Raw genomic sequence first — 24,909 nt, forward strand, 5'->3', positions numbered from 1 at the left:
TCCAGAAACTTAGAAACAACAAGGCCCGGGATTGTACCGGGCCTTGGCAAAAACATCAGCCTTGCGACTAAACCTCGCTGAGGTTCTCGCGCAGCTCATAAGCCTGGCGCACCGGGGCAAACGAGCGCCGATGGATCGGCGTTGGGCCGAGACGGGCCAGGGCTTCCAGATGAACGGGCGTCGGATAGCCTTTATGGCCCCCGATGCCGTAGCCGGGGTAAATCAATTCGAAGGCAGCCATTTCACGGTCTCGGCTGACCTTGGCCAGGATCGACGCGGCGGCAATGGCTGGAACCTTGCTATCGCCCTTGACCACCGCCTCAGCCGGCATCGCCAGCTTCGGGCAACGGTTGCCGTCGATCATCGCCAGTTTTGGCGTGATATGCAGGCCTTCAACGGCACGCTGCATGGCCAGCATCGTGGCGTGCAGGATGTTCAATTCGTCGATTTCTTCGACTTCGGCCCGAGCGATATGCCAGCTCAAGGCCTTTTCACAGATTTCGTCGTAGAGTTTTTCACGACGCGCTTCGGTGAGTTTTTTCGAGTCGTTGAGGCCCAGGATCGGGCGGTTCGGATCCAGGATCACGGCCGCCGTCACCACCGCGCCACACAGCGGGCCGCGCCCCACTTCGTCAACGCCGGCCACAAGTTCGTGGGTTTGGGCAACCAGGCTGAAATCCAGGCCTATTTGCGTGCTCATAAAGCTTCCTGTTTTTGGCCGATCAAGGTCAATACGGCGTCGGCCGCCTGGTTCGATGCATCACGGCGCAGGGTGCGGTGAATGTCGTCAAAACCGCGGGTCTGTTCTTCGCCGCCGTCGATCAAGGGTAGTAGGGTTTGCGCGAGGGCTTCGGGCGTTGCATCGTCCTGCAACAACTCCGGCACCAACAGACGCTGGGCCAGCAAGTTGGGCAAGGAGATGTAGGGACTTTTGACCATGCGCTTGAGAATCCAGAAAGTCAGTGGCGCCAGGCGATAGGCCACGACCATCGGGCGCTTGTAGAGCAGGGCCTCCAAGGTCGCGGTACCTGAAGCGATCAGCACCGCATCACAGGCCGCCAGGGCCAGGTGCGACCGACCGTCGAGCAGGGTCAATGGCAGATTGCGACCGACCAGCAGTGTCTCGATTTGTGCACGCCGTTGCGGGCTGGCGCAGGGCAACACGAACCGTACCCCGGGCTTCAAGGCTTGAAGGCGCTCGGCAGCATCGAAAAACACGCTGGCAAGACGGCCCACTTCGCCGCCTCGACTGCCAGGCATCAGCGCAACGAGCGGGCCTTCGGGCAACCCCAGTTCGGCACGCGCGGCTGCGCGGTCAGCCTGCAAAGGAATGCTGTCGGCCAGGGTATGCCCGACAAACCTTACCGGCACGCCCTTCTCCTCGTAGAACCTGGCTTCGAACGGCAACAGGGTCAACATCAGGTCGCAGCCTTCGCGGATCTTCAACACACGCTTCTGCCGCCACGCCCACACAGAGGGGCTGACGTAGTGCACGGTCTTGATCCCGGCCTGACGCAACTTGAGTTCGATATTGAGGGTGAAGTCCGGCGCATCGATGCCGATAAAGACATCGGGCTTTTCTTCGATCAACGTCTGGATCAGCAGCTTGCGACGAGCCAGGAGCTCACGCAGGCGACCCAGCACCTCGACCAGGCCCATGACCGACAGACGCTCCATAGGGAAGTACGACGTCAGGCCTTCGGCCTGCATCAGCGGGCCGCCGACGCCGATAAACTCCACCGCAGGGTGCCGGGCCTTGAGAGCCCGCATCAGACCTGCGCCCAAAATGTCGCCGGAAGCTTCTCCGGCCACCAGCGCGATACGCAGAGTAGCCATGATCAGCGGGTGATGCCGCGGGTCGACGCCTGGATCGAGTCACGGAACACCGCGACTTCCGGAAACAACGCTGCCGGCTCGGCCAGTTGGATCAACGCCTGGTCCACCGTCAGCCCCTGACGGTAGACCACCTTGTAGGCGCGGCGCAGGGCGTGGATCGCCTCTTCGCTGAAGCCACGACGGCGCATGCCTTCGAAGTTCATGCTGCGGGCTTCGGCCGGGTTGCCGAACACCGTGACGAACGCCGGAACGTCCTTGCCGATGGCAGTGCCCATGCCGGAAAAGCTGTGGGCGCCGATATGGCAATACTGATGCACCAGGGTAAAACCGGACAGGATCGCCCAATCGTCAACGTGTACATGGCCAGCCAACGCGGTGTTGTTGACCAGGATGCAGTGGTTGCCGATCACGCTGTCATGACCGATATGGGCATAGGCCATGACCAGGTTGTGATCACCCAGCGTGGTCTCGGCACGATCCTGCACGGTGCCACGGTGAATGGTCACGCCTTCACGGATGATGTTGTGATCACCGATTACCAGGCGGGTTTCTTCACCCTTGTACTTCATGTCCGGGGTGTCTTCGCCTACCGAGGAAAACTGGTAGATGCGGTTATGTTTGCCAATGCGGGTCGGACCCTTGAGGATCACGTGCGGCCCGATGACAGTCCCCTCGCCGATTTCCACACCTGCGCCGATGATCGACCAGGGGCCGACCTCAACGTCGGCGGCCAGTACGGCCGACGGATCGATGATTGCGCGAGGGTCAATCAAACTCATAGTTTGCGTTCCGCACAGATGATCTCGGCAGAGCAAACCGGCTTGCCATCTACCGAGGCCTGGCATTCGAACTTCCAGATCTGGCGCTTGCAGCTGATGAACTTGGCTTCCAGGATCAACTGGTCACCCGGGGTAACCGGGTTGCGAAAGCGCAACTTGTCGGAGCCGACGAAATAGTAAAGCGTGCCGTCGGCAGGCTTGAGGTCGAGCATTTTGAAACCAAGGATACCGGCAGCCTGGGCCATTGCTTCGATGATCAATACGCCCGGCATGATGGGATGCGCGGGAAAGTGACCGTTGAAGAACGGTTCGTTGATGCTGACATTCTTGTAGGCACGAATGCGCTTTTCCTCAACATTGAGGTCCACTACACGGTCCACCAGCAGGAACGGGTAACGGTGAGGCAGGTATTCGCGAATCTCGTTGATGTCCATCATTTCGGGGGGAAGCCTGTAATAAAGATTGGGGGCGGGCGACTAAACGCACGCCCCGCTAGCAAATCAAGGAGGCAGTCTAGCGGCTGTGCACACTTGATATGGAAATGGTATCAGCCTTCTGATGAAGCATTACCGCCAGGGGTCACGTCCCCAACACGCTTTTCCAGCTGTTTGAGACGTCGAGCCATGTCGTCGAGCTGCCTCAAACGTGCTGCGCTCTTGCGCCATTCAGCTGCGGGCTGCATGGCGGTACCAGATGAGTAGGCCCCCGGTTCGGTAATCGAGTGGGTCACCATGGTCATACCGGTGATGAAAACGTTGTCGCAAATATCGATATGCCCCACCAGCCCTACGCCACCGGCGAGCATGCAATGCTTGCCGATCCGGGTGCTGCCGGAAATGCCTACACACGCGGCCATGGCGGTGTGATCGCCAATCTGCACGTTGTGGGCGATCTGGATCTGGTTGTCGAGCTTCACGCCGTTACCGATCACGGTATCGGCCAGGGCTCCGCGATCGACAGCCGTGTTGACACCGATTTCCACGTCGTCGCCGATCAATACACCGCCGACCTGGGCAATCTTGTGCCAGACGCCCTTGGCGTTGGCAAAACCGAAGCCTTCACCACCGATCACGGCACCCGACTGAATGACCACACGTTCACCGATGCGCACGTCGTGGTACAGGGTCACGCGAGGTGCCAGCCAACCGTCGGCGCCGATTACACAGCGAGCGCCGATAAAGCAATGCGCACCGACCGTTACACCGGCCGCGATGCGTGCACCGCTCTCGATCACCGCAAACGCACCGATGCTGGCCGCAGGGTCAACCTGGGCATCATCGGCGATAACCGCAGACGAATGAACACCACCTGCTGCCTTGGGCTTCGGGTCGAACAGATGCGACGCCTTTGCGTACGACAGGTAGGGGTCAGCCACTACCAGGGCATCCCCGGCATAACTCTCGGCGTCAGCGGCCTTCAGCAACACGGCTGCGGCCTGGCAGTCGACCAGGTATTTACGGTATTGGGGGTTTGCGAGGAAGCTCAACTGAGCTGGGCCAGCCTCCTGCAAGGTGGCTAGCCCAGTAATTTCCTTCTCCGGGGAACCACGCAAGGTGGCTCCCAGGAACTCGGCCAACTCGCCGAGCTTGATAGTCGCGGTCATGGCTTACTTCAGCTGGTTCATGCGCTCGATCACCTGACGGGTGATGTCGTATTGAGGCTTGACGTCAATCACTGCGCCACGCTCGAACACCAGGTCAAAGGCACCTTTCTTGATGACTTCTTCCACGGCGCTGTCGAGTTTAGGCTTCAGCTGTTTCAGCATTTCACGGTCGGCAACAGCCTTGGCTTCGTTCAGCTCCTTGGATTGGAACTGGTAGTCACGGGCCTTTTGCTTGAACTCAAGCTCCAGACGCTCGCGCTCGCCTTGCTGCATCTTGTCGCCACCCGCTACCAGACGGTCCTGGATACCCTTGGCGCTGCTTTCCAACGTCTTGAGCTTGGTCAGTTGCGGACCGAATTTTTTCTCGGCATCCACGGCGTATTTCTTGGCCGCATCGGATTCCAGCAGGGCCATCTGATAGTTCAGGACGGCGATTTTCATTTCGGCGAAGGCCGGGGTGGCTACCAGCACGGTGGCCAGCAGAACCAATTGAGTCAACTTACGCACGATGTACTCCTACAGAATCCGTTGTCGTTATCTTGGGTCAGACGCTTAGAACGTCTGGCCGAGGGAGAATTGGAAAATCTGGGTTTCAGCGTTATCCGGTTTCTTGATCGGCATGGCCAGAGCAAAGCTCAACGGGCCAAGCGCAGTCACCCAGGTCACACCGACACCCACCGAGCTCGCCAGGTTGCTGAGGCTCACGTCGTTGCACTCAGTCCGTGACTTCACGCCGCTTGGGTTGGTGATCTGTTCGCACTTGGAGTCGAAAACGTTACCCACATCCCAGAAGACCGAAGTACGCAGGGACCGCTGATCCTTGACGAACGGCAGCGGGAACAGGATTTCCGCACCACCCTGGATCAACACGTTACCACCGAATGGCAGCGGGTCGTTGTCGGAGTCAGCTACGGTGCCCTGGTTACCGGTCACACCAACGCCACGGCTCGGTGTACCACGTGGACCCAGGGTGCTGTCCTTGAAGCCCCGCACGGAGTTGAAGCCACCCGCGTAGTAGTTCTCGTAGAACGGCAGCCCATTGGTGGAACCATAACCGTCGCCATAACCCAGCTCGGTGTGCAGGCGCATGGTGTAGTTATCGCTCAGCGGCTGGAACAACTGGCCACGGTAATCGAGCTTGAAGAACGACAGGTCGCTGCCCGGCGTCGTTGCTTCCAGCGTCAGGCTCTGGGAATGGCCACGGGTGGCAAGCACGCCTTTGTTCAGGGTCGACTCGGACCAGCCGGCGGACGCCTTGAAGTTCAGGAACTTGTCGCCTTCCTTGCGAGTGAAGTCGAAGATCTCGTCCACGGTGTACACACCGGTCTTGATCTCATCCTGTTGCGCAGTCAGGCCGAAGGTCAGGCGCGAGGTCTCGCTGATCGGGTAACCGATGTTGGCGCCTACGCCCAGGCTGTCGATTGCATAGCTGGCTACGTCGACGTCAAGGTCTTTGTAGTCGGTGGTGCGATAGAAGGCGTTGTAGCCCAGGCTGACACCGTCCGCGGTCCAGTAGGGGTCGACATAACCGAAGTTATAACGGCTCTGGTATTCGCTTCGGGTCAGGCCGATGGACACCTTGTTACCGGTACCCAGGAAGTTGTTCTGGGTGATGGAACCACCGAGGATCAGGCCGGCACTCTGTGCGAAACCGACACTGGCGGTGATCGAACCCGACGCTTGCTCTTCCACGGCGTAGTTCACGTCAACCTGGTCATCCACACCCGGTACGGCTGGCGTTTCGACGTTCACTTCCTTGAAGAAGCCCAGGCGCTCAAGACGGGTCTTGGACTGGTCGATCAGGTAAGTCGATGCCCAGCCACCTTCCATCTGGCGCATTTCGCGGCGCAGCACTTCGTCCGCGGACTTGGTGTTGCCACGGAAGTTGATGCGGTTCACGTAGGCACGCTTGCCTGGGTCGACGACAAAGGTGATGTCCACGGTGTGGTCTTCATCGTGGGGGGTAGGCACGCCGTTGACGTTGGCGAAGGTATAGCCTTCGTTACCCAGGCGACGGGTGATCAGTTCGGACGTGGTGGTCATCAGCTTGCGCGAGAACACCTGGTCTTTCTGCACCAGCAACAGGGCCTTGACCTGGTCTTCAGGCACTTTCAAGTCGCCGCTGAGCTTCACGTCACGAACCTTGTACTTCTCGCCTTCGTTGACGTTGACAGTAATGTAGACGTGCTTCTTGTCCGGGGTGATGGACACCTGGGTCGAAGCGATATCCATGTTGATATAGCCACGGTCCAGGTAGTAGGAACGCAGGCGTTCCAGGTCACCGGAGAGTTTTTCGCGGGCGTACTTGTCATCGTTCTTGAAGAACGACAACCAGTTGGTGGTCTTGAGCTCGAACAGGTCGATCAGGTCTTCATCAGCGAACTTGGTGTTGCCCACCACGTTGATGTGCTGAATGGCCGCCACGGTACCTTCGTTGATGTTGACCTTGAGGCCGACACGGTTACGAGGCTGCGGCACGACTTCCGTTTCCACGGTCGCGGAGTAGCGACCCTGGGCAACGTACTGGCGCTGCAGTTCGTTACGCACACCTTCAAGGGTGGCGCGCTGGAAGATCTCGCCCTCGGCCAGGCCGGATTGCTTCAAGCCTTTCATCAGGTCTTCAGTGGAGATCGCCTTGTTGCCTTCGATCTCGATACTGGCGACGGAAGGTCGCTCGACGACGGTGATGACCAGGACGTTACCTTCGCGACCCAGTTGGATGTCTTGAAAGAACCCGGTTTTGAACAGCGCACGAGTGGATTCCACCAGGCGACGGTCATCAGCCTGTTCCCCGACGTTCAACGGCAAGGCACCAAAGACACTACCCGCGGAAACCCGCTGGAGGCCGTTGACGCGAATATCGGAGATGGTGAAGGACTCGGCGTGAACTTCGGCGATCATCAATACGGTGAGAACCGCAGTTAGCAGCAGACGTTTCATGAAGTCCTTTCTTATTCCAACTGGCAATAAACAAACTGCCGCAAAATGCGGCAGATTCGCAATTCAGCGAAGCGTTACAGTCGACCCAGATCGTTGACCAAGGCTAATAACATCACCCCGACCACCAAGCTGATACCGATCTGTATCCCCCAACCCTGCACCCGATCCGACAAGGGGCGACCACGCACCCACTCGACCAGATAAAACAACAGATGCCCCCCATCCAATACTGGAATGGGCAGCAAATTCAGAACACCCAGGCTGATACTCAGATAAGCCAGGAAATTCAGGAAATCCGCGACACCCGACTGGGCAGAAGCGCCCGCCACTTTAGCAATGGTTATCGGTCCACTCAAGTTTTTTACCGAGAGCTCGCCGAACAACATTTTCTTGAGGGATTCGAGGGTCAGCACACTCATGGTCCAGGTGCGTTTTGCACCCTCGCCAATGGCCGCCAGCGGCCCGAAACTGACCTCACGCACCATCGAGGGCGGCCACTCCGGACTCTTGACGCCTGCACCCAGGTAACCCCCGGCCGCCTTGGCTTCCCCACGTACCGCCAGGGTCACGGGGACGTCAATTTGAGCACCGTCACGCTCAATTTTCAGCACAATCCTTGTATCAGGGCGTACGCGCACCAGGTCGACTACCTGCTGCCACTCACCCAACGCCTGGCCATCGAGGGCCAGCAAGCGATCGCCGGTTTTCAGACCCGCGGCCTGGGCCGGACCCTTCGGATCCAGCTCGGCAAGCACTGGCGGCAGCGCAGGACGCCATGGACGGATGCCCAGGGACTTGATCGGATCAGGCTCGTCAGCGCCCTTGAGCCAATGGTCCAAGGCCAACGTGCGCGGGGTCTCGGCACTGGAATCCTGCTCACGCACCACGACGTTGACGGTGCCGCTTTCACCCAAACGACGTACCAGCTGCAAATTGACCGCGCCCCAACCCGTCGTCGGCTCACCATCAATGGAAACAATTTCCTGCCCTGCGACCAGACCTGCCTTGGCGGCGATACTGTCCGCCTCGACCGCGCCGATGACAGGACGCACCTGCTCGCTGCCGAGCATGGCCAGGACCCAGAAAAACAGCATCGCCAGGAGGAAGTTGGCGATCGGACCGGCCGCAACAATGGCGATACGCTGACGAACGGTCTTGCGATTGAAGGATTGGTCCACCTGATCGGCCGGCACTTCGCCTTCACGCTCATCGAGCATCTTGACATAGCCACCCAACGGGATGGCCGCGATCACGAACTCGGTGCCGTGCCGGTCGTGCCAGCGAACCAGCGGCATGCCGAAGCCGACGGAAAAGCGCAGTACCTTGACGCCGCAACGACGTGCCACCCAGAAGTGGCCGAATTCGTGGAAGGTAACCAGCACACCCAGAGCAACCAGGGTGCCGACAATCATGTAAAGCGCACTCATCTAATTTCTCCGCATTCCAATCCAGTGCCCCAAGGCTCAATCGCGCCCACAAGACTAACGCGCGTTGCGGTCCAACCATTGCTCGGCCAAGGCGCGCGCCTTGGTGTCCGCCTCGAATACCGCGCCGAGGTCGTTCACCGCGACCACGGGCTCAAGACTCAGGACGTCCTCGATGATACTCGCGATCTGCGGAAAGCGGATGCGCCGTTCGAGAAACGCCGCCACGGCCACTTCATTCGCCGCATTGAGCATCGCCGGCGCGCTGTTACCCGCCTCCGCGGCCTCACGTGCCAGACGCAGGCACGGAAAACGTTGCTCGTCCGGCGCCTCGAAGTCCAAGCGGGCAATGGCAAACAGATCCAGTGGCGCCACGCCGGAATCAATTCGCTCCGGCCAGGCCAGGGCATTGGCGATCGGGGTGCGCATATCCGGATTGCCCAATTGGGCCAATACCGAGCCATCCACGTAGTCGACCAGTGAATGAATCACACTTTGCGGGTGAATCACCACCTCGACCTGATCCGGTCGCGCATCGAACAACCAGCAGGCTTCGATCAACTCCAGGCCTTTATTCATCATGCTTGCCGAGTCCACGGAGATCTTGCGCCCCATCGACCAGTTAGGATGAGCGCACGCCTGGTCCGGAGACACCTGCTCCAACTCCCCCAAGGGAGTTTGCCGGAAAGGACCACCCGACGCGGTCAGCAGAATCCGACGCACACCCACCTGTCCCAGGCCGCGAGCAAAGTCGCCGGGCATGCATTGGAAGATCGCATTGTGTTCACTGTCGAGGGGCAGCAGTACGGCGCCGCTCTTGCGCACCGCCTGCATGAAGAGCGCGCCGGACATCACCAGCGCTTCTTTGTTGGCCAGCAGGATCTTCTTGCCCGCATCCACGGCAGCCAAGGTCGGACGCAAGCCGGCGGCACCGACGATAGCGGCCACCACCGTATCCACCTCGGCATCGGCCGAGACCTGGCACAACCCCTCCTCCCCCACCAGCACCTGAGTGGCCAGCCCGGCAGCCCGCAGATCATCCTGCAGGCTCCGTGCCGCCGAACGCCCGGGCACCACGGCAAAGCGCGGCACGTGACGCACGCACAGTGCCAGCAGTTCGCTGAGGCGGGTGAACCCGGTCAGGGCAAACACTTGATAGCGGTCAGGATGACGAGCGATCACATCCAGGGTGCTCAACCCTACCGAGCCGGTTGCACCCAGCACGGTCACTTGTTGCAGGCGGCTCACGAAGCGGTCATCCACAACAGCACGGCAAAGATCGGGATGGCTGCGGTAAGGCTATCGATACGATCCAGCACCCCGCCATGACCCGGCAGCAGGTTGCTGCTGTCCTTGATCCCGGCCTGGCGCTTGAACATGCTTTCGGTGAGATCACCGACCACCGAGATAAATACGACGATGGCCGTGCCCAGCAGGGCCAGGAAGATTTCCTTCGCCGACCAGTCGCGCACCAGACCCACCACAAGCGTGATCACCAGCGTCAACGCCAGGCCGCCATACACGCCTTCCCAACTCTTGCCCGGACTGACTGACGGCGCCAGCTTGCGCTTGCCGAATGCCCGGCCAGAGAAGTAGGCGCCGATGTCTGCCCCCCAGACCAGCACCATCACCGCCATGATCAGCCAGTTACCCATCGGCGAATTCTTGATCTCCACCAGCCCTTGCCAGGCAGGCAACAGAATCAACAAGCCAATCACCAGCTTGCTGGCGACACTGGACCACTGGCCACTGCTGCGCGGAAAAGTCAGCACCAGGTAGGTCGCAAGCGCCCACCACAGCACCGCTGCCCCCAACACCCAGGGCACGATAATGCTCGACAGGGTATGCATCAGAAACAGCAGTACCGCCACCACGAGGGCATACGCCACACGCGGCAGCTGCGCATTGAAACCTGCCAATCGCGCCCATTCCCAGGCACCCAGGGTGACCACCAGGCCGATAAACAGCGCAAAGCCGGAGCCATCCAGCAGGAAAAACCCGCACAAGGCAATCGGCAACAGTATCAGTGCTGTGATGATTCGTTGTTTAAGCATTTAAACCCGGGCTCCAGCTTCGATCTGCTCACTCGTTTTACCGAAGCGACGCTGACGGGAAGCGAAATCGGCCAGCGCAGTGCGCATGGCATCGTGTTTGAAGTCCGGCCAGAACAGGTCGGAGAAGTACAGCTCGGTATAGGCCAATTGCCATAAGAGGAAATTGCTGATGCGATGCTCACCACCGGTACGGATACACAAGTCAGGCAACGGCAGGTCGCCGGTCACCAGGCAGGTCTGTAACAGTTCAGGCGTGATGTCGTCCGGCCGCAGATGACCGGCCTGCACTTCGCGGGCCAGTCGCTGCGCAGCCTGGGCAATGTCCCACTGGCCACCGTAATTGGCGGCGATTTGCAGCACAAAGCGGTCAGTGCCGGCAGTGATCGCCTCGGCTTCACGCATGGCCGCCTGCAGTTCCGGGTGAAAGCGCGAGCGGTCGCCGATGATGCGCAGGCTGATGTTGTTGTCATTCAGGCGCTTGGCCTCACGACGCAGGGCCTTGAAGAACAGATCCATCAAGGCACTGACTTCTTCGGCGGGCCGCTGCCAGTTTTCACTGGAGAACGCGAACAGGGTCAATACCTCGACCTTGGCCTCGGCACACACCTCGATCACGGCCCGTACCGCATCGACACCCGCCTTATGCCCGGCAACACCCGGCATAAAACGCTTCTTCGCCCAGCGATTATTCCCATCCATGATGATCGCGACATGGCGCGGCACCACGGAGGGCACAGTCTGCTTGGTCTTTTCCATGAAGGCGTCCTGACCCCTTATACGGCCATCAGGTCCTTTTCTTTTTCTTCGGTTGCCTGGGTGATCTTCGCCTCGGCTTCCTTGGTCAGCTTGTCGATATCGGCGACGGCACGACGCTCTTCGTCTTCGCTGATTTCCTTGTCCTTGACCAACTTCTTCAGCTCGCCCAAGGCATCACGACGAATGTTACGCACTGCAACACGCGCATCTTCAGCCGCGCTGCGGGCCTGCTTGGTGAAGCCCTTGCGGGTTTCTTCAGTCAGGGCCGGCATGGAGATCAACAGCAACTCACCCAGGTTGGTCGGGTTGAGGTTCAGGCCGGCGCTCTGGATGGCCTTGTCGACTGCAGCGAGCATGTTGCGCTCGAAAGCCACGACCTGCAGGGTGCGCGAATCCTTTACGGTAACGTTGGCCACGCCGCTCAGCGGGGTATCAGCGCCGTAATAAGGCACCATCACGCTGCCCAGGATGCTCGGGTGCGCCTTGCCGGTACGAATCTGGCCAAATGCGTGGCTCAGAGACTCCAGGGATTTCTGCATACGCGCTTGGGCGTCTTTCTTGATTTCGTTGATCATTGTTGGCCTTCCTCGATCAGAGTCCCTTCCGCGCCGCCGTGTACGATATTCAGCAGGGCACCGGGCTTGTTCATGTTAAATACGCGCAGCGGCATCTTGTGGTCGCGGCACAGGCAAATAGCCGTCAGGTCCATCACGCCCAGCTTGCGATCCAGCACTTCATCGTAGGTCAGATGATCGAACTTCTCGGCATGCGGGTCTTTGAATGGGTCTGCGGTGTACACGCCATCTACCTTGGTCGCCTTGAGCACCACGTCGGCATCGATCTCGATGGCGCGCAGGCAAGCAGCCGAGTCCGTGGTGAAGAACGGGTTGCCGGTACCGGCAGCGAAGATCACCACCTCTTTGGCGTTCAGGTGGCGCATGGCTTTGCGACGATCATAGTGATCGGTCACACCCACCATGGAAATAGCCGACATCACGATAGCCGAGATATTGGCACGCTCCAGGGCGTCACGCATGGCCAGGGCGTTCATCACAGTGGCCAGCATGCCCATGTGGTCGCCGGTGACCCGATCCATGCCGGCCGCACTCAGTGCTGCGCCGCGGAACAGGTTACCGCCACCGATCACCAGGCCGACCTGTACGCCGATGCCGACCAACTGGCCGACTTCCAGCGCCATGCGGTCGAGTACCTTGGGGTCGATCCCGAACTCTTCCGAGCCCATCAGGGCCTCGCCGCTAAGCTTGAGTAGAATGCGTTTATAGCGAGCCTGATAACCACTGCCCTGCTGAGCCATTGCGAATCTCTCCTGCGGCGTATTTTTAAAAAATTCTTGGCGAGCCGTTTACGGCTTGCGTTCACTCTAGCTGGACGCTCTCACAGCGCCATCGGAACACGGCTTTGTAAGCCAGTTCCGAGGGTAAGCCAAATTAAATCGGCCTGCCCATTTGAAAAGAGGCTGCGCGCGTGAGCGGGCAGCCTCTTTCGGGCGACAGTTAAAAACTGTCTTATTGCTTGGCGGCAGCCAGCTGGGCAGCAACTTCTTCAGCGAAGTTGTCGACCGGCTTCTCGATGCCTTCGCCTACCTTGAAGTAAGTGAAGGAAACGATTTCAGCACCGGCTTTCTTGGCCAGTTCGCCAACCTTGACTTCAGGGTTCTTGACGAACGCCTGCTCAACCAGGCTTGCTTCGGCCAGGAACTTGCTGATACGGCCCTTGACCATGTTCTCAACAATGTTTTCTGGCTTGCCTTTGATTTTTTCTTCGTTCAGCTGCAGGAACACAGCTTTTTCACGCTCGATCGCTTCGGCAGAAACTTCCGAAGGCAGCAGGAACTCAGGGTTGCTGGCCGCTACGTGCATAGCGATGTCTTTGGCCAGCTCAACGTTGCCGCCCTTCAGGACCACTGCAACGCCGATCTTGTTGCCGTGCAGGTAACCACCGACAACATCACCTTCAACGCGTACCAGGCGACGGATGTTGACGTTTTCGCCAACCTTGCCGACCAGTACCAGGCGATCAGCTTCTTGAGCGGCGATCAGCGGAGCGACGTCAGTCAGCTTGTCGGCGAACGCTTTTTCAACGCTGGCAGCAACGAATGCCTTGAAGTCGTCCTGCAGGGCCAGGAAGTCGGTCTGGGAGTTCACTTCCAGCAGAACAGCAGATTTGCCGTCTTCTTTCAGAGCGATAGCGCCTTCAGCAGCCACGTTGCCTGCTTTCTTGGCAGCCTTGATGGCGCCGGAAGCACGCATGTCATCAATGGCTTTTTCGATGTCGCCGTCAGCCTTTTCCAGGGCTTTCTTGCAATCCATCATGCCTTCGCCGGTACGCTCACGCAGTTCTTTAACCAACGCTGCAGTAATTGCTGCCATTTTCAAATTCCTCTTGGATAGGTTTTCAACCATTCCACCCGATCGAACGGGGGATCAATTCTTCCCGAACCACCCTTGTTAGCCGCTGCACGTTACAGGTGATGTAGCTGCGCTGCTGACAAATGGTTTTCGAGGTGGCAAAAAGGGGGCCAAGCCCCCTTTTTGCTTACTGAGTCAACGCCAGGGCGTCAATTACTCAGCTGCGGCTACCGGAGCTTCTTCAACGAACTGCTCGGTGCCACCAGCAACGTGGTTGCGACCACGGATGACAGCGTCAGCCATCGAACCCATGTACAGCTGGATGGCGCGGATGGCGTCATCGTTGCCTGGGATGATGTAGTCAACGCCTTCCGGGCTGCTGTTGGTATCGACTACGCCGATAACAGGAATGCCCAGCTTGTTGGCTTCGGTGATCGCGATGCGCTCGTGATCAACGTCGATAACGAACAGTGCGTCAGGCAGACCGCCCATGTCCTTGATACCACCCAGGGAACGATCGAGCTTTTCCAGGTCACGAGTGCGCATCAGCGCTTCTTTCTTGGTCAGCTTGGCGAAAGTACCGTCTTCGGCCTGCACTTCAAGGTCACGCAGACGCTTGATGGAAGCACGGATGGTTTTGAAGTTGGTCAGCATGCCGCCCAACCAGCGGTGATCGACGTACGGCGAACCGCAACGTGCTGCTTCTTCAGCAACGATCTTGCCAGCGGAACGCTTGGTGCCGACGAACAGGATCTTGTTTTTGCCCTGGGCCAGGCGCTCTACGAAAGTCAGAGCTTCGTTGAACATTGGCAAGGTTTTTTCAAGGTTGATGATGTGGATCTTGTTACGCGCGCCGAAAATGTACTTACCCATTTTCGGGTTCCAGTAACGGGTCTGGTGACCGAAGTGCACACCGGCCTTCAGCATATCGCGCATGTTGACTTGGGACATGATAGTTCCTTAATAAGTCGGGTTTGGCCTCCACGTATCCCAATGACCAACCAGCGGCATCAAGGCCTCCGGCACCCAGGTCATCGTGTCGACACGTGTGTGGATTTAAGCTTTTCGGGGTATCCCCGGAAAGCGGCGCATTTTATACCACACGAAGGGCGAAAACGAAACACGCAATCACATTTGGCGTGGGCGACGTGTACGCAACCCTTTGAATAGAGCCGATATAACCCCATTTGATAGAGAGAAGCGATCGTCGGGGGCTCATGATTTGCCGCCCGCGTCTGTTAGAATCGCGTTTTTTGGCGCTTGTGCGAACTCTGCAACCTTTTGTCGCACGCCCGTAAACCGTATTGATTTCAGCGCATCGCGCTAGAGAGAGCCTGTATGACCGTTAGTTTGAAAACCGCCGAAGACATCGCCGGCATGCGCATTGCCGGCAAACTGGCTGCCGACGTGCTGGAAATGATCGCCGAGCACGTCAAGCCCGGCGTTACCACGGAAACCCTGAACCAGATCTGCCACGACTATATAGTCAATGTGCAGGGCGCCATTCCTGCGCCGCTGAACTACAAGGGCTTCCCCAAGTCGATCTGTACTTCGGTCAATCACGTGGTCTGCCACGGGATTCCGGGCGACAAGCCGTTGAAGGACGGCGACACCCTGAACATCGACGTCACCGTGATCAAGGACCGCTACTTCGGCGACACCAGCCGCATGTTCCACGTCGGCACCGTGCCGGTGTGGGCCGAGCGCCTGTCCCAGGTCACCCAGGAATGCATGTACAAGGCCATCGAGATCGTCAAGCCTGGCTGCCGCCTGGGCGACATCGGTGAAGTGATCCAGAAGCACGCCGAAAAGAACGGTTTCTCGGTGGTGCGCGAATTCTGCGGCCACGGTATCGGCACGGTCTTCCACGAAGAACCGCAGATCCTTCACTACGGCCGCGCCGGCACCGGCATGGAGCTCAAGGCAGGCATGACCTTTACCATCGAGCCGATGATCAACCAGGGCAAGGCCGACACCAAGGTGCTGGGCGACGGCTGGACCGCCATCACCAAGGACCGCAAGCTCTCGGCCCAGTGGGAACACACCCTGCTGGTCACCGAGACCGGCTACGAGATCTTCACCCTGCGCGCCGACGACACGATCCCACGCGTTTCGGCGTGAAGGGCTGCCAAGGTTTTCCCAAACTGTGTTGTGACTGACTGATAGATAGAAAGGAAAGCCGATCAATGCCCCAGGTGGATCCCGAACTCTTCGACCGTGGCCAGTTCCAGGCCGAGCTGGCACTGAAAGCGAGCCCCATCGCCGCATTCAAAAAGGCGATCCGCCAGGCCCGCGAGGTGCTCGACGAGCGCTTTCGCAGCGGCCGGGACATCCGCCGGCTGATCGAAGACCGCGCCTGGTTCGTCGATAACATCCTGCAAAAAGCCTGGGAACAGTTCAGTTGGAGCGAAGACGCCGATATTGCCCTGGTGGCGGTCGGCGGCTACGGTCGTGGCGAGCTGCACCCGTACTCCGACATCGACCTGCTGATCCTGCTGGACAGCGCCGACCATGAGATCTTTCGCGACTCCATCGAGCGCTTTCTGACACTGCTGTGGGACATCGGCCTGGAAGTCGGCCAGAGCGTGCGCTCGGTGGATGAGTGCGCCGAAGAGGCCCGCGCCGACCTGACCGTCATCACCAACCTGATGGAAAGCCGCACCATCGCCGGCCCCGAGCGCCTGCGCCAGCGCATGCTCGAAGTCACCAGCACCGCGCACATGTGGCCGAGCAAGGATTTCTTCCTGGCCAAGCGTGCCGAGCAGAAGGCCCGGCACCACAAGTACAACGACACCGAATACAACCTCGAACCCAACGTCAAAGGCTCGCCGGGCGGGTTGCGCGACATCCAGACGATTCTGTGGGTCGCACGTCGCCAATACGGCACCCTGAACCTGCGCGCCCTGGCCGGCGAAGGCTTCCTGGTAGAGAGCGAAAATGCCCTGCTGGCGTCGTCCCAGGAATTCCTGTGGAAAGTGCGCTACGCCCTGCACATGCTCGCCGGGCGCTCCGAAGATCGCCTGCTGTTCGACCACCAGCGCTCCATCGCCACCCTGCTGGGGTTTGAAGGCGAAGACGCGAAGACCAGCATCGAAAGCTTCATGCAGCAGTACTACCGGGTGGTCATGAGCATTGCCCAGCTCAGCGACCTGATCATCCAGCATTTCGAAGAAGTGATCCTCGCTCCGGAAGACGAAGCACCGCCGCAGCCGATCAATTCGCGCTTCCAACTGCACGACGGCTATATCGAGGCACGCAACGACAACGTGTTCCGCCGCACTCCGTTCGCCATGCTGGAAATCTTCGTGCTGATGGCCCAGCAGCCGGAAATCAAGGGCGTACGCGCCGACACCATCCGCCTGCTGCGGGAAAACCGTCACCTGATCGACGACGACTTTCGCAACGACATTCGCAACACCAGCCTGTTTATCGAGCTGTTCAAGTGCAAGATCGGCATCCATCGCAACCTGCGGCGCATGAACCGCTATGGCATCCTCGGGCGTTACCTGCCGGAGTTCGGGTTTATCGTCGGGCAGATGCAGCACGACCTGTTCCACATCTACACCGTGGACGCCCACACCCTCAACCTGATCAAGCACTTGCGCAAGTTGCAGTACACCCAGGTATCAGAGAAATTCCCGCTGGCCAGCAAGCTCATGGCCAAGCTGCCCAAGCCGGAGTTGATCTACCTCGCCGGCCTGTACCACGACATCGGCAAGGGCCGGCATGGCGACCACTCGGAAATCGGCGCGGTGGATGCCGAGGCGTTCTGCCAGCGCCACCAGTTGCCACTGTGGGACAGCCGCCTGATCGTGTGGCTGGTGCAGAACCACCTGGTGATGTCGACCACTGCCCAGCGCAAGGACTTGTCCGACCCGCAGGTGATCCACGACTTCGCCGGGATCGTCGGCGATGAAACCCGCCTCGACTACCTGTACGTGCTGACCGTCTCCGACATCAACGCCACCAACCCGACCCTGTGGAACTCCTGGCGCGCCAGCCTGTTGCGCCAGCTCTACACCGAGACCAAGCGCGCGCTGCGCCGTGGCCTGGAAAACCCGGTGGACCGCGAAGAGCAGATCCGCCGCACCCAAAGCGCCGCCCTGGACATCCTGGTGCGCGGCGGCAACGACCCGGACGACGTCGAGCAGTTGTGGTCGCAATTGGGGGACGATTACTTCCTGCGCCACACCGCCGGCGATGTCGCCTGGCACAGTGACGCGATCCTGCAGCAGCCGGCCGATGGCGGCCCGCTGGTGTTGATCAAGGAAACCACCCAGCGCGAATTCGAAGGCGGCACGCAGATCTTCATCTATGCACCCGACCAGCACGACTTCTTCGCCGTGACCGTGGCGGCCATGGACCAGCTCAACCTGAATATCCATGACGCCCGGGTCATCACCTCCAGCAGCCAGTTCACCCTCGACACCTATATCGTGCTCGACACCGAAGGCGAGTCCATCGGCGATAACCCGGCGCGGGTGAAAAAGATCCGCGAAGGCCTGACCGAAGCCCTGCGTAACCCCGACGACTACCCGACGATCATCCAGCGCCGGGTACCGCGTCAGCTCAAGCACTTTGCCTTTGCGCCCCAGGTGACCATTTCCAACGATGCACAGCGCCCGGTGACCGTACTGGAACTCAGCGCGCCGGACCGGCCAGGCCTGCTGGCGCGGATCGGCGGCATTTTCCTGGAATTCGATTTGTCACTGCAGAACGCCAAGATTGCGACCCTCGGCGAGCGGGTGGAGGACGTGTTCTTTATTACCGATGCCGATAACCAGCCGCTGTCCGACCCGGAGCTGTGCCTGCGCTTGCAGGCGGCGATCGTGCAGCAGTTGAGCGTGCCCCAGGAACCCGGTGTCGAGCTGACGCGCCTGACGATTTGATACCAGGAGCGGCCCACCGCTCCCTCCCAGTTTTTAACGCCTTGCACGAGATCCACCGATGAACAACGCCCTGAACCAGCTCCAGCCCTACCCGTTCGAAAAGCTGCGCGCCCTGCTGGGCAGCGTCACGCCGAACCCGGACAAGCGCCCGATCGCTTTGTCCATCGGCGAACCCAAGCACAAATCGCCGCAGTTCGTTGCCGATGCCCTGGCTAACAACCTCGACCAGATGGCGGTCTACCCCACCACCCTGGGCATCCCGGCCTTGCGCGAGGCCATCGGTGGCTGGTGCGAACGCCGCTTCGACGTCCCCAAGGGCTGGCTGGATCCGGCGCGCACTATCCTGCCGGTCAACGGCACCCGTGAAGCGTTGTTCGCCTTCACCCAGACCGTGGTCAACCGGGGCGATGACGCGCTGGTGGTCAGCCCGAACCCCTTCTACCAGATCTACGAAGGCGCCGCGTTCCTGGCCGGGGCCAAGCCGCACTACCTGCCATGCCTGGATGAAAACGGCTTCAACCCGGATTTCGACGCGGTATCGCCAGACATCTGGAAACGCTGCCAGATCCTGTTCCTCTGCTCCCCCGGCAACCCGACCGGTGCACTGATCCCGGTCGACACCCTGAAAAAACTCATCGCCCTGGCCGACGAATATGACTTCGTTATCGCCGCCGACGAATGCTACAGCGAACTGTACTTCGACGAACAAACCCCGCCACCGGGCCTGCTCAGCGCGTGCGTCGAGCTGGGCCGCCAGGACTTCAAGCGTTGCGTGGTGTTCCACAGCCTGTCCAAGCGCTCCAACCTGCCAGGCCTGCGCTCCGGTTTTGTTGCTGGCGACGCCGAGATCCTCAAGGGTTTCCTGCTGTACCGCACTTACCATGGCTGTGCGATGCCGGTGCAAACCCAGCTGGCAAGCATCGCGGCCTGGCAGGACGAGGCCCATGTGCAGGCCAACCGCGACCTGTACCGCGAGAAGTTTGATGCCGTGCTGGCGATCCTCAAGCCGGTGCTGGACGTACAGGCCCCGGACGGCGGCTTCTACCTGTGGCCGAATGTGCAAGGCGATGATGCCGCGTTCTGCCGCGATTTGTTCGTGGAGGAACACGTGACCGTGGTGCCGGGTTCGTACCTCTCCCGGGAAGTGGATGGCGTGAACCCCGGCGCCGGGCGCGTACGCCTGGCGTTGGTTGCGCCGCTGGCCGAATGTGTGGAAGCGGCTGAGCGTATTCGGGACTTCATTCAGCGTCGTCGATAGGCAACCGGGTCATTTCATCTGGCCCAGATTCGCCTCACTCATATCCAGCTCCGCCAACACTTCCCTCAAAACGTCATCACCAATTTGGTGATGACGGCTCAAGCTGTACAACTCCAAGCGTTGCGCACGCAGGGCCTTGAGCCGCAGTTTTCGCTCAAGCAGGTCCATCTGCATCGCGAGCGCCTGGGCTTCGGCCGAGTCGTTGAACACTTCCAACTGATGGCGGTATTCCGACATCAACCGTGCCTTTAGCTCCGTAGCCAGCGCCGCCTGGGCGGCGTCGGACGTTTCCGAGTCTAAGGGCTCTTCCGCCTCCAGTGCGTGAATCGCTGCCACGGCGGTTTTTTTCCAGGCCTCGCGCACTTCGTTATGGCGCTTTTCATCCGGACTCTTTTCAACGCCCCGCAAGAGCAGCGGCAGGGCGATGCAGGCGGCGATCAGTGACAGCAGGATCACACCGGCCGCGATAAAGATCAGCAGGTCGCGCTCGGGGAAATCCTGGCCTGGCACCAGCAGCAATGGCACCGACATTACACCGGCCAGGGTCACCGCACCGCGCACACCGCCCACGGTCAACAGCCAGCAGGAACGCGCAGTGGGCACCAGGGTCAACTCACTTTTCCCACGCAGCCGCCGGAGCAAACCCGATAGGCGCCAGATGCTCTGCACCCAGATAAAACGCAGCACCACCAACACCAGGAAAATCGCAGTCACATCCAGGCAGCGATACAACAAGGTGGGCCACAGCGTCGGCTCATGACTGGCCACGGCCTTGATGATGTCCGGCAATTGCAGGCCCAGCAGCAGGAAGATCAGGCCATTGAAGGCAAATTCCAGCAATGACCAGACACTGCGATTGAGCAGGCGCGTACTGGTCTGGCGAGGCAGCAGGTCGAGCCAGCTTTGCATCATGCCCGCCGCGACCGCCGACAAGATGCCCGAGGCGCCGAGCCGTTCGGCCAACACGTAGGCCGCAAACGGCAACAGCAACATGAACACCACATGCGTTGCCGGGTCGTCCCAGCCCCGGGCAATCATCCAGGCACGCAGGCGGCCGACCAGCCAACTCAGCGCCACCCCCACCGCCAGGCCGCCCAAGGCCACCAAGACAAAGGTCAGGCTGGCATCGGCCAACGAGAACACACCGGTCAACGCGGCCGCCAAGGCGAACTTGAAGGTCACCAGGCCCGAGGCGTCATTCATCAACGCTTCGCCCTGAAGCATATGCATCAGCGGCGTCGGCAAGCGGTTCTGGGCAATTGCCGACACGGCCACGGCATCTGTCGGCGACAACACGGCCGCGAGGGCGAAGGCCACCGGCAGCGGGATCGTCGGCAATAGCCAATGAATGAAGTAGCCAGCACCGACCACGGTGAACAGCACCAACCCGACGGCCAGCGTCAGGATCGGCCCACGCAGGCGCCACAATTCGCGCTTGGGCATGCGCCAGCCATCGGAGAACAGCAGCGGTGGCAGGAACAGAAACAGGAACAACTCCGGGTCCAGCGCCACGTGCAGCCCCAGCGTGGGCCAGGCCAGCAAGGCGCCGGCGGCAATCTGCACCAGGGGTAACGGCAGAGGGATGACACGCCCGACCAGACGCGAAACGCTGACCAGCATCAGCAGGATAAGAACGGTGTAGGCGGTTTGCATAACGCGGGTTTCCCGGACGATCGGCTTGCAACGACACACATCAGGCAACAACTGGCCGTTGAAGTGCCATATTACCCGGCTATCTTACCGGCCTATGCTGCGCGCTGGCTTTTGCACAAAAGTCGCACGCTGCTGACGAGCGGCACCCAAAATCTCTGGGCGTGGCATAATCCGTGACCTTTCATTTTCATTGGCACTTGCATCAGTAAAGCAGGGGGGGCAATTCCTTGACCGCTTCAAGCAAAACGTTGCACCTTTTCGGCATCAAAGCCTGCGACACCATGAAAAAGGCGCGCACCTGGCTCGATGAGCACGCGGTGAGCTATGCGTTCCACGACTACAAAACGGCCGGTATCGACCGCGAACACTTGACCCAATGGTGCAACGAGCACGGTTGGCAGGTGGTTTTGAACCGTGCGGGCACCACCTTTCGCAAACTCGAAGACGAACGCAAAGCCGATCTCGATCAGTCGAAAGCCATTGAATTGATGCTCGCGCAACCTTCGATGATCAAGCGCCCGGTGCTTGATCTCGGTAACAGAACCCTGATTGGCTTCAAGCCAGATAGTTATTCGGCGGCCCTCAAGTAGGCCAGCCCTTCCATTTTTGTAGAGGTAACAGCATGTCCAATTCCCTGTTCAGCCTGGGCTTCGGCGTCGGCACTCAGAACCGCCAAGGTGCTTGGCTGGAAGTGTTTTACGCACAACCCTTGCTCAATCCATCGGCTGAAATCGTTGCCGCCATCGCGCCGATCCTCGGCTACAGCGAAGGCAACCAGGCGATCACCTTCACCGTCGCCCAGGCCCTGCAACTGGCCGACGCGCTCAAAGGCGTCGACGCCACCCAAGCCGCCCTGCTGAGCCGCCTGGCTGAAAGCCACACACCGCTGGTCGCCACCTTGCTGGCCGAAGACGCCGCACTGACGTCCACCCCAGAGGCCTACCTCAAGCTGCACCTGCTGTCCCATCGCCTGGTCAAGCCACACGGCCTGAGCCTCGCCGGTGTGTTCCCGCAACTGCCGAACGTGGCCTGGACCAGCCAGGGCGCAATCGACATCAATGAGCTGGCCGAACGCCAACTGGAAGCCCGCCTGCGTGGCGAGTTGCTGGAAGTGTTCTCGGTGGACAAGTTCCCGAAAATGACCGACTACGTGGTACCGAACGGCGTGCGTATCGCTGATGCCGCGCGTATCCGCCTCGGCGCCTATGTGGGCGAAGGCACCACCGTGATGCACGAAGGTTTCGTCAACTTCAACGCCGGCACCGAAGGCCCGGGCATGATCGAAGGCCGTGTATCGGCTGGCGTGTTCGTCGGCAAGGGTTCGGACTTGGGCGGCGGTTGCTCGACCATGGGCACCCTGTCGGGCGGCGGCAACATCGTGATCAAGGTCGGCGAAGGCTGCCTGATCGGCGCCAACGCCGGTATCGGTATCCCATTGGGCGACCGCAACACCGTGGAATCGGGCCTGTACGTCACCGCCGGCACCAAGGTTGCGCTGCTGGACGAGTCGAACCAACTGGTCAAGGTGGTCAAGGCGCGTGAGCTGGCCGGCCAACCGGACCTGCTGTTCCGCCGTAACTCCGAGACCGGTGCCGTGGAGTGCAAAACCCACAAATCGGCCATCGAACTGAACGAAGCGCTGCACGCTCACAACTAAGCAGCCACTCGATGCCACTAGCGGGCCCCGACCCTGGGGCTCGCTTATACGAGTCTTGAACACCATGCTTGTGCCCTCCCCCTGGCGCGCCGACTTTCCGGCCATCGCCACCCTGCAACGGCAAGACCAGACCTACCTGGACAACGCCGCGACGACGCAAAAACCCCAGGCCCTGCTGGATGCCATCAGCCATTACTACGCCAATGGCGCCGCCAATGTGCACCGTGCCCAGCATTTGCCGGGCGCCCATGCGACCCAGGCCTTCGAGGACAGTCGCAGCAAGGTTGCGCAGTGGTTGAATGCAGGTGACAGCGGGCAAATCGTGTTCACCCACGGCGCGACGTCAGCGCTGAACCTCCTGGCTTATGGCCTTGAGCACTTATTCAATGCGGGCGATGAGATTGTCATCAGCGCCCTGGAACACCACGCCAACCTGTTGCCGTGGCAGCAACTGGCCAAGCGTCGCGCGCTCACCCTGGTGGTATTGCCTCTCGACGATGACGGCGTGACCGACCTGCAAGCCGCCGCCGAGTTGATCGGCCCGCGTACGCGCCTGCTGGCGGTGAGCCAACTGTCCAACGTGCTTGGCACCTGGCAGCCGCTGCCGGCCTTGCTGGCGCTGGCCCAGGCCCACGGCGCCCTGACCGTGGTCGATGGCGCCCAAGGCATCGTCCACGGCCGCCACGACGTGCAGGCCCTGGGCTGCGATTTCTATGTATTTTCCAGCCATAAGCTGTACGGCCCGGACGGCGTCGGCGTGCTGTACGGCAGCCACGCAGCCCTGCATCACCTGCGCCATTGGCAATTCGGTGGCGAGATGGTGCAACAGGCCGACTACCACAGCACCAGCTTCCGCCCGGCACCGCTGGGGTTCGAAGCCGGCACCCCGCCGATTGCCGGCGTGATCGGCCTGGGCGCGACCCTGGACTATCTGAGTTCGCTGGACCCACAGGCGATTCTCACCCATGAAGCGGCCCTGCATGACTACCTGTTGCGCGGGCTGAACGCGCGCAATGGCGTCCGTGTGTTGGGGTCGCCGCAGGCGGCGCTGGTCAGTTTCGTGGTCGAAGGCGTGCACAACGCCGACCTCGCGCACCTGCTGACCGAACAAGGCATTGCCGTACGTGCCGGCCATCATTGCGCGATGCCGCTGCTCAAGGCGATGCACTTGTCGGGGGCGATCCGCGTCTCCCTGGCGCTGTATAACGATTCCGATGACCTGGAACGCTTCTTTGAAGCGCTGGACCGGGCGCTGGATATGCTGCGATGAGCCTGCCGGTGGTTGCAATTGCTGCGCTAGAAGCCTTCCAGTCAGTAGGCAGCTGGGAGCAACGCGCTCGAATGCTGATGCAGTGGGGTGAACGCCTGCCCGTATTGGCGGATGAGGAGAAGGTCGATGCCAACCTGGTGCAGGGCTGTGAGAGCCTGGTGTGGTTGGTGGGGCGCTTGCACGATGGCCACTGGCAGTTCGCCGCGAGCAGCGATGCGCGGATGATTCGTGGCTTGGTGGCATTGCTGCTGGCACGGGCCAATGGGCTGTCGGCGGACGAGTTGCAGGCGGTCGACTTGCCTGACTGGTTCAATCAGCTAGGGCTTTCCCGTCAACTGTCGCCGTCGCGCAGCAATGGGCTGAATGCAGTCCTGCAGCGCATGCGAACGCTAAGCCATACACAGGACTAAATGTGGGAGGG

23 protein-coding genes are annotated in these 24,909 nt (G+C 60.3%); 7 read left to right on the forward strand and 16 right to left on the reverse strand.

Features of this window, described 5'->3' with window-relative positions:
* Nucleotides 1-67: 67 nt before the first annotated feature.
* The 15 genes from rnhB to rpsB form a co-directional block, all read right to left on the reverse strand.
* Nucleotides 68-700, reverse strand: a complete 633-nt coding sequence (gene rnhB / locus BFQ01_RS18920; protein WP_027604470.1) for a ribonuclease HII — start codon at nt 698-700, stop codon at nt 68-70.
* Nucleotides 697-1,836: a lipid-A-disaccharide synthase gene (gene lpxB, locus BFQ01_RS18925; protein ID WP_065926454.1), complete on the reverse strand. Its 1,140-nt coding sequence runs from the start codon at nt 1,834-1,836 to the stop codon at nt 697-699. The genes rnhB and lpxB overlap by 4 nt, the downstream gene beginning before the upstream one ends.
* Before the next feature lie 2 nt (nt 1,837-1,838).
* Complete coding sequence (lpxA, locus tag BFQ01_RS18930) at nt 1,839-2,615, reverse strand: acyl-ACP--UDP-N-acetylglucosamine O-acyltransferase (protein WP_027604472.1); 777 nt, start codon at nt 2,613-2,615, stop codon at nt 1,839-1,841.
* A complete protein-coding gene (gene fabZ, locus BFQ01_RS18935; RefSeq protein ID WP_003172281.1) occupies nt 2,612-3,052 on the reverse strand; it encodes a 3-hydroxyacyl-ACP dehydratase FabZ in 441 nt (146 codons plus the stop codon). Before fabZ ends, lpxA begins: the two co-directional genes overlap by 4 nt.
* Before the next feature lie 110 nt (nt 3,053-3,162).
* On the reverse strand, nt 3,163-4,218 hold the full coding sequence (lpxD, locus tag BFQ01_RS18940; protein WP_065926455.1) for a UDP-3-O-(3-hydroxymyristoyl)glucosamine N-acyltransferase: 1,056 nt from the start codon (nt 4,216-4,218) through the stop codon (nt 3,163-3,165).
* Nucleotides 4,219-4,221: 3 nt separating this feature from the next.
* On the reverse strand, nt 4,222-4,725 hold the full coding sequence (locus BFQ01_RS18945; RefSeq protein WP_003219314.1) for an OmpH family outer membrane protein: 504 nt from the start codon (nt 4,723-4,725) through the stop codon (nt 4,222-4,224).
* A gap of 45 nt (nt 4,726-4,770) precedes the next feature.
* A complete protein-coding gene (bamA, locus tag BFQ01_RS18950; RefSeq protein ID WP_053137245.1) occupies nt 4,771-7,158 on the reverse strand; it encodes an outer membrane protein assembly factor BamA in 2,388 nt (795 codons plus the stop codon).
* Between the two features lie 74 nt (nt 7,159-7,232).
* Nucleotides 7,233-8,585, reverse strand: coding sequence for a sigma E protease regulator RseP (rseP, locus tag BFQ01_RS18955; protein WP_065926456.1), 1,353 nt, complete (start codon nt 8,583-8,585; stop codon nt 7,233-7,235).
* A gap of 54 nt (nt 8,586-8,639) precedes the next feature.
* Nucleotides 8,640-9,830 carry a 1-deoxy-D-xylulose-5-phosphate reductoisomerase gene (gene ispC / locus BFQ01_RS18960; RefSeq protein ID WP_065926457.1) on the reverse strand — a complete coding sequence of 397 codons (1,191 nt, stop codon included), beginning with the start codon at nt 9,828-9,830 and terminating at the stop codon, nt 8,640-8,642.
* Entirely contained in the window at nt 9,827-10,636 is an 810-nt protein-coding gene (locus BFQ01_RS18965; RefSeq protein WP_065926458.1) for a phosphatidate cytidylyltransferase, read from the reverse strand. Before BFQ01_RS18965 ends, ispC begins: the two co-directional genes overlap by 4 nt.
* Entirely contained in the window at nt 10,637-11,392 is a 756-nt protein-coding gene (gene uppS, locus BFQ01_RS18970; RefSeq protein ID WP_027604478.1) for a polyprenyl diphosphate synthase, read from the reverse strand.
* A gap of 17 nt (nt 11,393-11,409) precedes the next feature.
* Entirely contained in the window at nt 11,410-11,967 is a 558-nt protein-coding gene (frr, locus tag BFQ01_RS18975; RefSeq protein ID WP_065926459.1) for a ribosome recycling factor, read from the reverse strand.
* Nucleotides 11,964-12,707 carry a UMP kinase gene (gene pyrH / locus BFQ01_RS18980; protein ID WP_003172271.1) on the reverse strand — a complete coding sequence of 248 codons (744 nt, stop codon included), beginning with the start codon at nt 12,705-12,707 and terminating at the stop codon, nt 11,964-11,966. Before pyrH ends, frr begins: the two co-directional genes overlap by 4 nt.
* Nucleotides 12,708-12,918: 211 nt before the next feature.
* On the reverse strand, nt 12,919-13,782 hold the full coding sequence (gene tsf, locus BFQ01_RS18985; RefSeq protein ID WP_065926460.1) for a translation elongation factor Ts: 864 nt from the start codon (nt 13,780-13,782) through the stop codon (nt 12,919-12,921).
* 192 nt (nt 13,783-13,974) lie between these two features.
* Entirely contained in the window at nt 13,975-14,712 is a 738-nt protein-coding gene (gene rpsB, locus BFQ01_RS18990) for a 30S ribosomal protein S2 (RefSeq protein WP_003219330.1), read from the reverse strand.
* A gap of 387 nt (nt 14,713-15,099) precedes the next feature.
* Between rpsB and map the strand changes: the two genes are divergently transcribed.
* The 3 genes from map (at nt 15,100) to dapC (ending at nt 19,908) form a co-directional block, all read left to right on the forward strand.
* Nucleotides 15,100-15,882 carry a type I methionyl aminopeptidase gene (gene map, locus BFQ01_RS18995; RefSeq protein ID WP_012722594.1) on the forward strand — a complete coding sequence of 261 codons (783 nt, stop codon included), beginning with the start codon at nt 15,100-15,102 and terminating at the stop codon, nt 15,880-15,882.
* Between the two features lie 65 nt (nt 15,883-15,947).
* Nucleotides 15,948-18,650 (forward strand): [protein-PII] uridylyltransferase, encoded by a 2,703-nt coding sequence (locus BFQ01_RS19000; protein WP_027604481.1) that lies wholly within the window; start codon nt 15,948-15,950, stop codon nt 18,648-18,650.
* Between the two features lie 58 nt (nt 18,651-18,708).
* Nucleotides 18,709-19,908 carry a succinyldiaminopimelate transaminase gene (gene dapC, locus BFQ01_RS19005; RefSeq protein WP_065926461.1) on the forward strand — a complete coding sequence of 400 codons (1,200 nt, stop codon included), beginning with the start codon at nt 18,709-18,711 and terminating at the stop codon, nt 19,906-19,908.
* Nucleotides 19,909-19,917: 9 nt separating this feature from the next.
* Here the strand turns inward: dapC and BFQ01_RS19010 are convergent, their stop codons facing one another.
* Nucleotides 19,918-21,561 (reverse strand): Na+/H+ antiporter, encoded by a 1,644-nt coding sequence (locus BFQ01_RS19010; protein WP_065926462.1) that lies wholly within the window; start codon nt 21,559-21,561, stop codon nt 19,918-19,920.
* Between the two features lie 281 nt (nt 21,562-21,842).
* Between BFQ01_RS19010 and BFQ01_RS19015 the strand changes: the two genes are divergently transcribed.
* The 4 genes from BFQ01_RS19015 to BFQ01_RS19030 all read left to right on the forward strand — a co-directional run bounded on the left by BFQ01_RS19015 (nt 21,843) and on the right by BFQ01_RS19030 (nt 24,898).
* Nucleotides 21,843-22,151 (forward strand): arsenate reductase, encoded by a 309-nt coding sequence (locus tag BFQ01_RS19015; protein WP_256097763.1) that lies wholly within the window; start codon nt 21,843-21,845, stop codon nt 22,149-22,151.
* A 32-nt stretch (nt 22,152-22,183) separates the two neighbouring features.
* The gene (dapD, locus tag BFQ01_RS19020) at nt 22,184-23,218 is read left to right on the forward strand and encodes a 2,3,4,5-tetrahydropyridine-2,6-dicarboxylate N-succinyltransferase (protein ID WP_065926464.1); all 1,035 of its coding nucleotides are present in this window, start codon (nt 22,184-22,186) and stop codon (nt 23,216-23,218) included.
* Nucleotides 23,219-23,282: 64 nt separating this feature from the next.
* Nucleotides 23,283-24,488 (forward strand): aminotransferase class V-fold PLP-dependent enzyme, encoded by a 1,206-nt coding sequence (locus BFQ01_RS19025; RefSeq protein WP_065926465.1) that lies wholly within the window; start codon nt 23,283-23,285, stop codon nt 24,486-24,488.
* Nucleotides 24,485-24,898 carry a SufE family protein gene (locus BFQ01_RS19030; protein ID WP_065926466.1) on the forward strand — a complete coding sequence of 138 codons (414 nt, stop codon included), beginning with the start codon at nt 24,485-24,487 and terminating at the stop codon, nt 24,896-24,898. The genes BFQ01_RS19025 and BFQ01_RS19030 overlap by 4 nt, the downstream gene beginning before the upstream one ends.
* Nucleotides 24,899-24,909: the final 11 nt, after the last annotated feature.

This window comes from Pseudomonas sp. 8 R 14, assembly GCF_900005955.1.
GTDB lineage: Bacteria > Pseudomonadota > Gammaproteobacteria > Pseudomonadales > Pseudomonadaceae > Aquipseudomonas > Aquipseudomonas marginalis.

Coding starts and splice junctions, on each gene's coding strand:
- rnhB (WP_027604470.1), bottom strand. CDS start 700: ATGAGCACGCAAATAGGCCTGGATTTCAGCCTGGTTGCCCAAACCCAC.
- lpxB (WP_065926454.1), bottom strand. CDS start 1,836: ATGGCTACTCTGCGTATCGCGCTGGTGGCCGGAGAAGCTTCCGGCGAC.
- lpxA (WP_027604472.1), bottom strand. CDS start 2,615: ATGAGTTTGATTGACCCTCGCGCAATCATCGATCCGTCGGCCGTACTG.
- fabZ (WP_003172281.1), bottom strand. CDS start 3,052: ATGATGGACATCAACGAGATTCGCGAATACCTGCCTCACCGTTACCCG.
- lpxD (WP_065926455.1), bottom strand. CDS start 4,218: ATGACCGCGACTATCAAGCTCGGCGAGTTGGCCGAGTTCCTGGGAGCC.
- bamA (WP_053137245.1), bottom strand. CDS start 7,158: ATGAAACGTCTGCTGCTAACTGCGGTTCTCACCGTATTGATGATCGCC.
- rseP (WP_065926456.1), bottom strand. CDS start 8,585: ATGAGTGCGCTTTACATGATTGTCGGCACCCTGGTTGCTCTGGGTGTG.
- BFQ01_RS18965 (WP_065926458.1), bottom strand. CDS start 10,636: ATGCTTAAACAACGAATCATCACAGCACTGATACTGTTGCCGATTGCC.
- uppS (WP_027604478.1), bottom strand. CDS start 11,392: ATGGAAAAGACCAAGCAGACTGTGCCCTCCGTGGTGCCGCGCCATGTC.
- frr (WP_065926459.1), bottom strand. CDS start 11,967: ATGATCAACGAAATCAAGAAAGACGCCCAAGCGCGTATGCAGAAATCC.
- pyrH (WP_003172271.1), bottom strand. CDS start 12,707: ATGGCTCAGCAGGGCAGTGGTTATCAGGCTCGCTATAAACGCATTCTA.
- tsf (WP_065926460.1), bottom strand. CDS start 13,782: ATGGCAGCAATTACTGCAGCGTTGGTTAAAGAACTGCGTGAGCGTACC.
- rpsB (WP_003219330.1), bottom strand. CDS start 14,712: ATGTCCCAAGTCAACATGCGCGATATGCTGAAGGCCGGTGTGCACTTC.
- map (WP_012722594.1), top strand. CDS start 15,100: ATGACCGTTAGTTTGAAAACCGCCGAAGACATCGCCGGCATGCGCATT.
- BFQ01_RS19000 (WP_027604481.1), top strand. CDS start 15,948: ATGCCCCAGGTGGATCCCGAACTCTTCGACCGTGGCCAGTTCCAGGCC.
- dapC (WP_065926461.1), top strand. CDS start 18,709: ATGAACAACGCCCTGAACCAGCTCCAGCCCTACCCGTTCGAAAAGCTG.
- BFQ01_RS19010 (WP_065926462.1), bottom strand. CDS start 21,561: ATGCAAACCGCCTACACCGTTCTTATCCTGCTGATGCTGGTCAGCGTT.
- BFQ01_RS19015 (WP_256097763.1), top strand. CDS start 21,843: ATGAAAAAGGCGCGCACCTGGCTCGATGAGCACGCGGTGAGCTATGCG.
- dapD (WP_065926464.1), top strand. CDS start 22,184: ATGTCCAATTCCCTGTTCAGCCTGGGCTTCGGCGTCGGCACTCAGAAC.
- BFQ01_RS19025 (WP_065926465.1), top strand. CDS start 23,283: ATGCTTGTGCCCTCCCCCTGGCGCGCCGACTTTCCGGCCATCGCCACC.
- BFQ01_RS19030 (WP_065926466.1), top strand. CDS start 24,485: ATGAGCCTGCCGGTGGTTGCAATTGCTGCGCTAGAAGCCTTCCAGTCA.